This is a genomic window from Xylanibacter brevis P6B11 (genome assembly GCF_000621825.1).
GTDB lineage: Bacteria > Bacteroidota > Bacteroidia > Bacteroidales > Bacteroidaceae > Prevotella > Prevotella brevis.
The window spans coordinates 146,391-159,174 of the sequence record NZ_KK211352.1 but is presented as its reverse complement, the minus strand read 5'-3'; the positions used below and the strand labels follow the sequence as shown (position 1 = coordinate 159,174).

Annotated in this window: 9 protein-coding genes; 7 read left to right on the top strand and 2 right to left on the bottom strand. The window is 52.2% G+C overall.

The genetic code is table 11. The annotated features are described in order from the left end of the window. The first annotated feature begins 101 nt into the window (after positions 1–101). The 3 genes from infB (at position 102) to sufB (ending at position 5,551) form a co-directional block, all read left to right on the top strand. Positions 102–2,969 carry a translation initiation factor IF-2 gene (infB, locus tag T496_RS0110440; protein WP_027450707.1) on the top strand — a complete coding sequence of 956 codons (2,868 nt, stop codon included), beginning with the start codon at positions 102–104 and terminating at the stop codon, positions 2,967–2,969. Positions 2,970–3,095: 126 nt separating this feature from the next. Next, positions 3,096–4,040, top strand: coding sequence for an RsiV family protein (locus tag T496_RS14485; RefSeq protein ID WP_081783620.1), 945 nt, complete (start codon positions 3,096–3,098; stop codon positions 4,038–4,040). A gap of 65 nt (positions 4,041–4,105) precedes the next feature. Beyond that, positions 4,106–5,551 (top strand): Fe-S cluster assembly protein SufB, encoded by a 1,446-nt coding sequence (sufB, locus tag T496_RS0110430; protein ID WP_027450706.1) that lies wholly within the window; start codon positions 4,106–4,108, stop codon positions 5,549–5,551. Positions 5,552–5,558: 7 nt separating this feature from the next. On the opposite strand, the gene T496_RS0110425 is transcribed toward sufB, so the two are convergent. Continuing rightward, complete coding sequence (locus tag T496_RS0110425; protein WP_027450705.1) at positions 5,559–7,583, bottom strand: ATP-binding protein; 2,025 nt, start codon at positions 7,581–7,583, stop codon at positions 5,559–5,561. Between the two features lie 146 nt (positions 7,584–7,729). Here T496_RS0110425 and sufC point away from each other — a divergent pair, with 146 nt between their 5' ends. From sufC to T496_RS0110405, 3 genes are all read left to right on the top strand, one after another. Next, the gene (sufC, locus tag T496_RS0110420) at positions 7,730–8,485 is read left to right on the top strand and encodes a Fe-S cluster assembly ATPase SufC (RefSeq protein ID WP_027450704.1); all 756 of its coding nucleotides are present in this window, start codon (positions 7,730–7,732) and stop codon (positions 8,483–8,485) included. 59 nt (positions 8,486–8,544) lie between these two features. Then, positions 8,545–9,900, top strand: coding sequence for a Fe-S cluster assembly protein SufD (gene sufD / locus T496_RS0110415; protein ID WP_027450703.1), 1,356 nt, complete (start codon positions 8,545–8,547; stop codon positions 9,898–9,900). 476 nt (positions 9,901–10,376) lie between these two features. Beyond that, positions 10,377–11,624: an aminotransferase class V-fold PLP-dependent enzyme gene (locus T496_RS0110405; RefSeq protein ID WP_027450701.1), complete on the top strand. Its 1,248-nt coding sequence runs from the start codon at positions 10,377–10,379 to the stop codon at positions 11,622–11,624. Positions 11,625–11,708: 84 nt separating this feature from the next. On the opposite strand, the gene T496_RS0110400 is transcribed toward T496_RS0110405, so the two are convergent. Beyond that, the gene (locus tag T496_RS0110400) at positions 11,709–11,975 is read right to left on the bottom strand and encodes a hypothetical protein (protein WP_027450700.1); all 267 of its coding nucleotides are present in this window, start codon (positions 11,973–11,975) and stop codon (positions 11,709–11,711) included. A 143-nt stretch (positions 11,976–12,118) separates the two neighbouring features. On the opposite strand from T496_RS0110400, the gene T496_RS0110395 reads away from it, so the two are divergent. Further along, positions 12,119–12,745, top strand: a complete 627-nt coding sequence (locus T496_RS0110395; protein WP_027450699.1) for a ribonuclease HII — start codon at positions 12,119–12,121, stop codon at positions 12,743–12,745. Positions 12,746–12,784 lie beyond the last annotated feature (39 nt).

The following is a 12,784-nucleotide window of genomic DNA, read 5'->3' as shown; positions in this document are numbered from 1 at the left end:
ACGGTGACAATTAAACAATAAAAAAGAAAAAAGAAATCAAGTGATTGTGAAGAACGAAAGCTTATCTTTCACTTTCTCACTATTCACTTTTACCTTAGATTATGGGAGTTAGATTAAATAAAGTTTTAACAGAACTGAACATAGGACTTCAGACGGCAGTTGATTTCCTAAAGAATAAAAAGAGTCTGGGCGAGATTCGCGACGACGCTACTTTCAACACCAAGATTTCAGACGAACAGTATGAAGCCCTGGTGCGAGAGTTTAGCACCGATAAAGCCGTGAAGACGCAGGCCGACATGCTCTTCCCCAAGAAAAAGGAGAAGAAGTCAGAGAAGGCTGAGAAACCTGCAAGGGAACAGACTGAGGAGCATTCAGAGCATCGCCAGCAGTTCAAACCGCTGGGCAAGATTGATCTGGATAGCTTGAACAAACCGAAGCCCGCACCTGTTGCAAAACCAGTGAGCGAACCCGAACCAAAGGCTGCTGCCGAAAGCCAGGTAGAGGAGACGCCCGTGAAGGAGGAAACTCCTGCTCCCGTCAAGGAGGAGGTGAAGCCCGAACCAGTAAAGGTCGTAGAGAAGAAGCCCGAGCCCGTTAAGGTCGTAGAAGAGACTAACGAGGTGGAGCAGGCTGAGGAAAAGACTGTAGAGGTGAAGGCTGAAAAGGAATCCGAGACCAATAAAGACTCTGGTATCTTCACGCTGAAGAGCGAGGCCAAACTGGCTCCAAAGGTGAACGTGCTGGGCAAGATTGACTTGTCTGCACTGAACCAGAGCACTCGTCCTAAGAAGAAGACCAAGGAGGAAAAGCGCAAGCAGCGCGAAGAGAAGTCTGCCCAGATGCACGGCGGCAACGCCCAGCAGAATGGCGAGAAGCGCAAGCGCGAGCGCATCCGTACCGGTAAGGTAGATATCGAGGAGGCTGCTAAGCAACAGCAGCAGAATCAGCAGGGCAACGCCAAGAAGAAGAACAAGGGCGGCAACCAGAACTACCAGGACAACGGTCAGCAGGGCGGTAAGAACAAGAAGAACAAGAACCGCATGGCTACCAAGCCACTGGAGGCCAACGAAGAGGATGTAGCACGTCAGGTAAAAGAGACGCTGGCTCGTCTGACCTCGAAGACCACCATGAACAAGAAAGGCGCTAAGTACCGTAAGGAGAAGCGCGATGCAGTGGCCGAGCGTATGCAGGAGGAGATGGAGTCACAGGCAGCAGAGAGCAAGGTGCTGAAGCTGACTGAGTTCGTGACCGTCTCTGAGCTGGCTACGATGATGGACGTGCCCGTGGTTAAGGTCATCGGTACCTGTATGTCTGTAGGTATCATGGTAAGTATCAACCAGCGTCTGAATGCCGAGACCATCAACCTGGTGGCCGAGGAGTTCGGATTCACCACAGAATATGTTAGTGCTGAGGTACAGGAAGCTATCACCGAGGAACAGGACGACGAAAACGACCTGATCTCTCGTGCTCCTATCGTTACAGTGATGGGACACGTTGACCATGGTAAGACCTCGCTGCTCGACCATATCCGCAATACCAACGTGATTGCTGGTGAGGCCGGTGGTATCACACAGCATATTGGTGCCTACAATGTGAAGTTGAAGGACGGACGTCAGATCACGTTCCTTGATACGCCAGGTCACGAGGCCTTCACCGCCATGCGTGCCCGTGGTGCTCAGGTAACGGATATCGCCATCATCATTGTGGCTGCCGATGACTCGGTGATGCCTACCACCAAGGAGGCTATCGCCCATGCTCAGGCTGCCAACGTGCCTATGGTGTTCGCCATCAACAAGATTGATAAGCCCGGTGCTAACCCCGATAAGATTCGCGAGGACCTGGCCAACATGAACCTGCTCGTAGAGGAGTGGGGCGGTAAGTACCAGTGTCAGGAGATCAGTGCCAAGAAGGGTATCGGTGTCGATGAGCTGCTGGAGAAAGTATTGCTCGAGGCAGAGATGCTCGACCTGAAGGCTAATCCTAACCGTAAGGCCACAGGTTCTATCATTGAGAGCTCACTTGACAAGGGTCGTGGCTATGTTTCTACGGTGCTGGTATCCAACGGTACGCTGAAGGTCGGCGACGTTGTGATCGCAGGTACTGCCTGGGGTAAGGTGAAGGCCATGTTCAACGAGCGTAACCAGCGCATCAACCAGGCCGGTCCTGCCGAGCCTGCCATCATCCTGGGTCTCAACGGCGCTCCTACTGCCGGTGACTCTTTCCACGTGATGGACAGCGAACAGGAGGCTCGCGATATTGCCAACAAGCGTACTCAGCTGCAGCGCGAACAGTCGTTGCGCACCACCAAGACCGTGGGTCTGGACGAGATCTCACACCGTATTGCTTTGGGTGAGTTCCACGAGCTTAATATTATCGTTAAGGGTGACACCGACGGTTCTATCGAGGCATTGTCTGACTCGTTCATCAAGCTTTCTACTGAGAAGGTACAGGTGAACGTGATCAACAAGGCAGTGGGTCAGATCTCAGAGAACGACGTCATGCTGGCTTCTGCATCAGATGCTATCATCGTAGGCTTCCAGGTGCGTCCTTCTAGTGAGGCACGCCGACTGGCCGAGCGCGAGGGCGTGGAGATCAACACCTATTCAATCATCTATGATGCTATTGACGAGGTGAAGTCAACCATGCAGGGTATGCTTGACAAGGTGAAGAAGGAAGTGATCAGCGGTATGATCGAGGTGAAGCAGGTATTCAAGATCTCGAAGGTTGGTACTGTTGCCGGTGGCTTGGTTGTCGAGGGTAAGGTACACAACAAGGATAAGGCCCGCGTCATCCGTGATGGTATCGTGATCCATACCGCCAATATCGATGCGCTGAAGCGCTATAAGGACGACGCTAAGGAGGTAGCCACCGGACTGGAGTGTGGTATCTCGCTCGTCAACTTCAACGATATCCAGGCTGGTGATATGATCGAGACCTTCACCGAGATTGAGGTGGAGCAGAAGCTGTAAAACCAGCAACACTATACTAAAATCCCGAATGGTTCCGTCTGTTCGGGATTTTAATCGCTTTTAGAATCTGACTGATGTAAATTCAGTATTCGATTGACTGCAAATTTAGTATCTGACAGACTGCAAATGAAGAAGAGTTGTCTTTTTGTCTTGACAGTGGTATGGCTGACCCTGATGTGTGCTTGTTCGCAGCAGAAGGGTGGCGAGGGCGCTTCGGCCGACGCTGATAGTGCGGTTGTGGTTTCCGAGCACTTTGACTATGCTGATTCAGCCGACTATGCTTACCTCACCATCAACATCGAGTTGCCTGAGGCAGCCGATGAGGTGACGACAAAGATGCGTAGCTACCTGCTCCAGCTTGTTGGCGACCGCCTCAGCTATGCGGTTTCTTACGAGGGCAGACGCGCCTATCCGCTCTATCATGGAGACAGCGACGATGCTGCCACACAGCTGAAGTACTATTTCAAGGAGACGATGCTGCTGCTCGACACGCTTTCAGCCAACGACATCGGTGAGCGTAAGCGCTATCTCGAAGAGGACACGACGCTCACCTCCGAGCAGAAGGCTGATGCGCTGAGCGAGATGCCACATTGGAGCTATGACTATAAGCTTCAGAAGACGGCTGACACGCTGAACTACGTTGTCTTCCTGTCGCAAGACTATATCTTTATGGGTGGTGCTCATGGAGGCATGGGTGGCGACGGCTATATCACCTTCGACAAGACCGACGGTCATGCCGTCAGCCAGTTTGTTGATACCACCCGTGTGGTGGCTATGCAGCCACTGCTTGTGGAAGGACTGAAGCAATACTACAGCGAGGCAGGCGAGCAGCCGATGACCACCGACGAACTGTTTGAGCGCTTGCAACTGCCTTTCGACGGTCAGAAGCGTCAGATACCCCTGCCCCTGTGGCAACCTTGTCCCACCAGCGAGGGACTGCTGTTCTGCTATGGCCAGTACGAGATAGCGTGCTATGCCGATGGCATGCCGTCGTTTGTGGTGCCCTACAGCAAGATCAAGCCGTTTCTCACCGACGATGCCCTCAACCTGTTGAAGGACTATTTGAAATAAAACAAGGGTAAAGAGACAAGGATTTCGCACTTTTATTGTAATTTTGCAGGCGAAAGGAAAATGTGATGGAAGAAAAGAATCAATTTGTACGACAGGTAGCCGAACAGAAGTACGAGTTTGGTTTCACCACCGATGTACATACAGAAATTATTCCTGTGGGACTGAACGAGGACATCGTGCGCCTCATCTCGCAGAAGAAAGGAGAACCCGAGTGGATGCTGGAGTTTCGCCTGAAGGCTTTCCGCTACTGGCAGGAGCAACAGGAACCCAAGTGGGGACATGTGCATGTGCCCGAGATTGACTATCAGGCCATCTCATACTATGCCGATCCCATGGCCAAGAAGCCCGAGGGCGACGGCAAGATAGACCCAGAGCTGGAGAAAACCTTCGACAAGCTGGGCATCCCCTTGGAAGAACGTCTCGCTCTTTCTGGCAATACGGCTGTTGATGCTATTATGGACTCGGTCAGCGTGAAGACCACCTTCAAGGAGAAACTGCGCGAAAAGGGCGTCATCTTCTGCTCTATTGGTGAGGCTATCAAGGAGCATGGCGACCTGGTGCGCCAGTACTTAGGCACCGTGGTGCCCTATAAGGACAACTTCTTTGCTGCGCTCAACTCGGCCGTGTTCAGCGATGGTTCGTTTGTATATATCCCCAAGGGCGTCCGTTGTCCCATGGAGCTCAGCTCGTATTTCCGCATCAACGCCCGTAACACCGGTCAGTTTGAACGCACACTGATCATTGCCGACGACGATAGCTACGTCAGCTATCTCGAAGGCTGTACTGCTCCGATGCGCGACGAGAACCAGCTTCATGCTGCCATCGTCGAGATTATCGTGATGAACCGTGCCGAGGTGAAATACTCTACGGTGCAGAACTGGTATCCGGGCGATGAGAATGGTAAGGGTGGTGTGCTGAACCTGGTGACCAAGCGTGGCGACCTGCGCGGCGTTGACTCTAAGTTGTCGTGGACACAGGTAGAGACCGGTTCGGCCATTACGTGGAAATATCCCTCATGTATCCTGCGTGGAGATAATAGCGTGGCAGAGTTCTACAGTGTCGCTGTGACCAACAACTACCAGGAGGCCGACACCGGTACCAAGATGATACATATTGGTAAGAACACCAAGTCAACCATCATCTCTAAGGGTATCTCTGCTGGTCATTCGCAGAACTCCTACCGCGGACTGGTGCGTGCGGCTGCAACGGCCGACAATGCCCGCAACTACTCCAGCTGCGACTCGCTGCTGCTGGGCTCAGACTGCGGTGCCCACACCTTCCCCTACATGGATGTGCACAACGATACCGCCATCTTCGAGCATGAAGCCACCACGTCTAAGATTTCCGAGGACCAGTTGCTCTACTGCAATCAGCGTGGCATCCCCACCGAACAGGCTGTGGGACTCATTGTCAACGGCTATGCCAAGGAAGTCATTCAGAAACTTCCCATGGAGTTTGCCGTTGAGGCCCAGAAGCTGCTCAGCGTATCGCTAGAAGGCACTGTGGGATAAATCAAACTTAATTTTGCGACTGTAGGCTGTCTAAGGGCAGCGTCATGATAAATCGTGCTCCGCCGGTATAGCTGGTGTCGAGCACGATTTCGCCTTCCAGACGGCGACAAAGACTGCGTGCCACGGTCAGACCGATGCCGGTACCTTCGTAGTAGTCGTCCAATTGCACGAACTCTTCGAAGATCACCTCGGCCTTGTCAGCAGGTATGCCGATACCTGTATCTTCCACGATGAAGCGAACCTGCTTGTCGTCAACTTCCGTCTTCAACGTGATTTTTCCTTCTTTCGTAAATTTCTCAGCATTGTCGAGGAGCAGCGTCAGCGCACGTCTGGCAGCCTGCTCGTTGGTGGTGATCATCAGGTTGTCGGTGCCTTCGCCCAGTTCCAGGTCGATGGGAATCTTGTATTTCTCCGTGTTCGAGAAACTATCCATGGCCAGGGCCACCACCTGTAGGGCAGGGATATGGTCGTTGCGGTCCAACACCGTTTTGCTGTTAGCATCGCTCAGTTCCAGCATCTTGTTCACCAATCCCGTGATGCGGTTGGTATTCTCAATGATTTTCTGATTGACATCTTTTCGTGTTTCCTCGTCAAGTTCCATGCCAGGCGTTGTGATCACCTGTGTAAAGCCCGACAGGATGTTCAGAGGCGTTCTGATCTCATGTGAGATCTGCTGAATGAACGACGTCTTCATGCGCGATGCCTCCTTGGTTCGCTCGTTAGCTTCCTCCAGTTGCAGGTAGGCTTTCTTCAGTCGTTTGGACGACTGCATGCGTAGGTAGTGAATCAGGAAGAAACCAATGTTGAAGATGGCAAACACCACCACCAGGTTCCAGAAGCGATGACGCTCCATCTGTGCCTTCTGTTCTGCCAGTTCCGTCTCCTTCTGTTGTGTGTTGTAGAGCGTAGCTAGCTCTGCCGCATCATCGCGCTGCATTCGCACGATGGCCGAGTCCAGTTCCACGTAGATCTTAGTACCTACGGCCAGTGCCGAGTCTGTCTTGCCAGCATTGATGTTGGCTTGGTATTTTGGTATTAGGAAGTTGTGAAGGTATTCCAACGACAACGTTCTTTCATAGCGTTGGTTCAGTTCGTCAAGACGTTCGAAACAACGTGTAGCCTCTTGCCATCGCTGAGCCGTCATCAGATAGCTGATGGCCTCATACTGTCCTTCGGCAGTCTTGGCATAGTTGGTTTTTAAGGCTCTGTTGTAAGCAGCTTTGGCTTCAGCTTCGTGTCCTAGTCCTTGTAGTGCAGTGGCGCGGTAAAGGTTGAGTCGGCCCAGTTGCTTGTCAAGGAACACCTTGTCGGGTGAAGGCAGCTGCATGTATTGTTTCAGTAGTTCAGCGAAGTGCTCGGTCCAGTCGCGTGCTTCCAGGTAGTCTCTGACCGCTAGGTTCTGTTCGGTCATGTTGATGACGCCAACGATGGCACTGGTAAAGTTGCTGATGCTTGGATCTTTCCTGATAATGTCGAGGTATTTGGTATAGGCGTCTTCAAAATCATCGGCAGCATCCTTTGGGTTGCCCAGCTGTAGCTGGCAACTGCCCACCGCCACCTGCATAAAGGCAAAGTCTGTGCTATTGTCTTTCTTGACTTCTTTCAGTCGCTGCATGGCTGGCACGATGTCTTTCATGATGGCATCGTGGTCGCCTTTCACCAGCAGCAGTCCCGACAGGCGGTTGGCGCACTTGGCATAGTAGTCCATGTCCTCGTCGGTGTCGATGCTGATCTCGAACGCCTTGCGCCACTGTTTCTCGGCCAGTCTCACCTTCTTCTGTCTGGAGTAGGCATAGCCGCGCCAGTAGTACACCTTCATGGGTGTCATCTCATGATTCGCCTCAAAGCGGTCTGCCAGCAACAAGACCGAGTCGTAGTCGTGCCTCAGGTAGGCTTCGTTCATCAGCGAGTCGGCCTTCACGATGCTGGTCTGCTCAGCCTGCGTGCTGTTGCATGCTGTCAGTAGCACCAACACGGCAGCCATGATGGTCAGTGCATATATGGAGTGTTTTGTTATTCGTAGTAGCTTCATAGTCTTGTTGTCTTTATGATTGCAAAGATACAATAAAAAGGTTAGACGAGCATAAAACAAAGCTAATTATTTTTCTTATTTTATGATTTTTTCTTTTGTAGTGTGCCTACTTAATTGTAACTTTGCAGGCAAAAAGAAAGAAAAAGATGTTAGAAGTAAAGAATCTGCATGCCAAGATTGGTGAGAAGGAGATATTGAAAGGCATCGACCTGGTAATCAATGATGGCGAGACGCATGCCATTATGGGTCCTAACGGCTCGGGAAAAAGCACGCTGAGCGCTGTGCTGGTGGGCAATCCCCTCTATGAGGTGACCGAGGGCGAGGCCTTCTTCAATGGTAAGAACCTGCTGGAGATGAAACCCGAAGACAGAGCCCACGAGGGTCTGTTCCTCTCGTTCCAGTATCCTGTAGAGATTCCCGGCGTTTCGATGACCAACTTCATGAAGGCCGCCATCAACGAGAAGCGCAAGTACCACGGCTTGGAACCGCTGAATGCTGCCGAGTTCCTGAAGCTGCAGCGCGAGAAGCGCAAGATCGTGGAGCTCGACTCAAAGTTGGCCAACCGTTCGGTGAACGAGGGCTTCAGCGGTGGTGAGAAGAAGCGCAACGAGATTTTCCAGATGGCCATGCTCGAGCCCAAACTCTCTATCCTCGACGAGACCGACTCAGGTCTTGATGTCGATGCCATGCGTATCGTGGCCGAGGGTGTCAACAAGTTGCAGACGCCCGAGACGTCGTGCATCGTGATTACCCACTACGACCGTCTACTCGAAATGATTCGTCCGCAGTTTGTACATGTGCTCTACAAGGGCCGCATCGTGAAGACTGGCGGTCCTGAACTTGCCAAGCAGATTCAGGAGCACGGCTACGACTGGATTAAGGAAGAGATCGGAGAAGAGTAGCTCGTACGCCAGTGATGAGTGAAAAGTGAAGAGTGAAGAATTTTGCTACCACACTTGATATGCAGTCAGAACAGCAATACATAGAATTATACAAAGAGGCGCGCGAGCTGATTTTCTCGCATGCCCCAGAGCCCATGAACGCCGTGCGTGATGAGGCTTTCAGCGACTTCGTGTCTGCTGGATTTCCCAGCAAGAAGGTGGAGCGCTATAAATACACCGACGTGCAGAAGCTCTTTGAGCCCGACTATGGTGTGAACCTGAGTCGCCTGCAGATTCCGGTAGATCCCTATGAGGCCTTCCGCTGCGACGTGCCCAACCTCAGCACCAGCCTCTACTTTGTGGTCAACGACATGTTCTACCACGACGACAAGCCCAAGGCGCATCTGCCTGAAGGCGTCATCGTGGGTTCCATGCGCGACTATCCCGAGGTGGTGGCTCAGTATTATGGCAAGTTGGCCAAGACCTCTGACGATGGCATCACGGCGCTCAACACCATGTTGGCGCAAGACGGCCTGCTGGTCTATGTGCCACGCAATGTCAAGGTGGACCGCACCATTCAGGTCATCAACATCCTGAAAGCCACCCCCCAGAACGCCCAGCGCCAGGTGCCCGACCTGATGGTCAATCGCCGCGTGCTGATTGTGGTCGAAGAGGGTGCCGAGGTCAAGATGCTGTTTTGCGATCATGCTGCCGACGACCGCCACTTCCTGGCCACACAGGTCATCGAGGCATGCGTCGGCGAGAACGCCTCGCTCGACCTCTACTGCATGGAGGAGACGCATCACAAGAATGTGCGCCTGAGCAATGTCTATATCTCGCAACAGGCCAACAGCCGTGTGAACCACAATGTCATCACCCTGCACAACGGCATCACGCGCAACCGTCTCGACCTGGTCTTCAATGGCGAGGGTGCCGAGTGCCAGTGCTATGGATGCGTGATAGCCGACAAGCAGCAGCATGTGGACAACAACACCCTGATCGTTCACCGCGTGCCCCACTGCACCTCTAACGAACTTTACAAATATGTGCTCGACGACAAGGCCGTAGGTGCCTTTGCTGGCAGAGTGCTGGTGGAACATGGTGCGCAGAAGACCTCTTCGCAGATGACCAATCAGAACCTGACGGCCACCAAGGAGGCCCGCATGTACACCCAGCCCATGCTCGAGATCTATGCCGACGATGTGAAGTGTGCTCACGGCTCTACCGTAGGTCAGCTCAACGATGCCGCCCTCTTCTACATGCGCCAGCGCGGCATCTCGCTGCAGGAAGCCAAGCTGCTGTTGCAGAATGCCTTCATCAATGAGGTCATCGACAAGATGGAGCTCGAACCCCTCCGCGACCGTCTCCACCACTTGGTAGAGAAGCGCTTCCGTGGCGAACTGAACAAGTGTGAAGGCTGCAAACTTTGCAAATAAGAGCCGTCCCCCTTTGATACTAAATAGACTAGATAGCTTTCCCGTAATGAAAGTCCCACTTTCGTTACGGGAAAGTCTTTGTTTGCCGTAACTAAAGTGGCACTTTCATTACGGCAAACCTAAGGTCTTCCTGTGCTAAAGTGCCACTCTTGTTTTGTAATAGTAAAAGTATTGTTTCAGTTCTAGGGGCTAGAAAGAATGATTCTAGAGTCTAGAATGGGTCGATCTAGAGTCTAGGATGGGTCGATCTAGAGTCTAGAATAGGACGATCTAGGGTCTAGATTCAACTCAAAAGTGCCACTATTGCGAGTTAAAACAGCCACTTTTGCATCGTTATACTGCCACTCTTGCTGCATCATCCTACCGCTCTTGCGGTATAAAACGGCCATTTTGGGTTGCGAAGCGAAAATGTTTTTAAAACGCATAGTTATTTGGCTAAATATTTGTAACTTTGCCACATATTTAAGAGAAGAGCAATGTTTGAACTTGATAAGATACGCGAAGACTTCCCCATCCTGCAGCGGGAAGTATATGGAAAACCCCTGGTCTATCTGGATAATGCGGCTACCACGCAGAAGCCCCTGTGCGTGCTCGATGCCATGCGCGACGAGTATCTCAACGTGAATGCCAACGTGCATCGTGGTGTGCACTACCTTTCGCAGCAGGCTACCGACCTGCACGAAGCTGCCCGCGAGACGGTGCGCCGCTTTGTCAACGCCCGCAAGACCGAAGAGATTATCTTCACCCGCGGCACCACCGAGGCCATCAACCTGGTGGCTTCGTCGTTCTGCGAGTCGCAGATGCAGGCTGGCGATGAGGTGCTGGTCACCGAGATGGAGCACCACTCTAACATCGTGTCGTGGCAACTGCAGGCCATGAAGCGCGGCATCGTGGTGAAGCATATCCCCATCACCGACGATGGTCTCCTCTGTCTAGATCAGTTGGAATCGCTCATCACCGAGAAGACCAAGATTGTCAGCGTGGCGCATGTCAGCAACGTGCTAGGCACGGTAAACCCCGTTGAGCAAATCATCAGCGTGGCGCATGCTCATGGCATTCCCGTGCTGGTGGATGGTGCCCAGAGTGCTCCCCACATGGCGATAGATGTACAGAAGATTGACTGCGACTTCTTTGCCTTTAGTGGTCATAAAATGTATGGTCCTACGGGCATTGGCGTGCTCTATGGCAAGGAAGCGTGGCTCGAGAAGTTGCCTCCCTATCAGGGTGGTGGCGAGATGATCGACAAGGTGACGTGGGCAAAGACCACCTTCGAGCGCCTGCCGTTCAAGTTTGAGGCCGGTACCCCCGACTATGTGGCTACTCATGGTTTGGCCAAGGCTATTGAGTATATTGATTCCGTAGGTTTCGATGCCATCCAGCAGCACGAGCGCGAGCTCACCCTCTACTGCATGCAGCAGCTAAAGACAATAGACGGCATAAAGATCTACGGCCCAGACGAGACCCTCTCATCTCTCACCTCTCACCTCTCAGTTAAAAAAGACGCCGTGGTCAGCTTCAATGTTGGCGACATCCACCATCTGGACATGGGAACACTGCTTGATCGTCTGGGCATTGCTGTCCGCACCGGTCACCACTGCGCCCAGCCTCTGATGGATCGCCTTGGCATCAGCGGCACCGTTCGCGCTTCGTTTGCCCTGTATAACACAAAAAAAGAGGTGGACACCCTCGTCGAAGGCATCCACCGTGTATCTAAAATGTTCTAACTCCTACCTAACCTCCCTTATCTGGAGGATAGTGCTGGCCTCCCCAGTTCGGGGAGGCCTTTTTATTTCTATGCAGACGGTCGGCTATGCCAGCTTCTCGCGACACTTCAGGACAGCAGCCACAAACCACGCCAGGCATACAGCCTTGATGGCCATGGAACAATCGGGGAATACTGTGGCCAGGAAGGCCACCTGCGCATTGAGCAGGTGCAGCGTCTGGTTGATGTTGATTTTGCGACCCAGCACGCTGCCGTAGTAATGCGCCAGCTTCTCTATTGGCTGCATGATGGCAGCGCTGAGATTCATCACTGTGTTCATTTTCTCTTCGCGGATTAATAGTTCTGTATTCATAATGCTAAGCTTTTTGTTTTCTTTTCTGGGTGCAAAATAAAGGAGTAAGAGTGCAATATAAGTTCACAAAAGAAACTTTTTGTGTTAAAAATGCAGGTTTTTAATTATTTTTAGTATTTTTGTAGCCTAAAATGAAGAAAACGATGTTGCTTAACCATTACTACGAAGGATTGGTAGAGGCTGGTTGCGATGAGGCTGGCCGTGGTTGTCTGGCTGGCAGCGTTTATGCTGCTGCAGTTATCCTGCCGCCCGACTACCAGAATGAACTGTTGAACGACTCTAAGCAACTCACCGAGAAGCGGCGTTACGAGTTGCGCAAGCAGATTGAGCGCGATGCCGTGGCATGGGCCGTGGGCATCGTGACGCCCGAGGAGATAGACCGTATTAATATATTGAATGCCTCTATCCTGGCCATGCACCGTGCCCTCGACCAATTAAAGGTGCGCCCACAGGCCGTCATCGTGGATGGCAACCGCTTCAAGCCCTACAAGGATCCCGCCACCGCTGAGCCGCTTCCCCATACCACCATTGTGAAGGGCGACGGCAAGTATTTGGCCATTGCGGCGGCCTCTATCCTGGCCAAGACTTACCGCGATGACTATATGAATCAGTTGGCCGAGGCGTATCCGCAGTACGACTGGAAGTCGAACAAGGGCTATCCCACCAAGAAACACCGCGAGGCCATTCGCCAATATGGTACCACGCCCTATCACCGCATGAGCTACAACCTGCTTGGCGACGGACAATTAAGCCTTCCCTTCGAAGACTAACAATTATCAATTGTCAATTATCAATTGTCAATTAAAAAA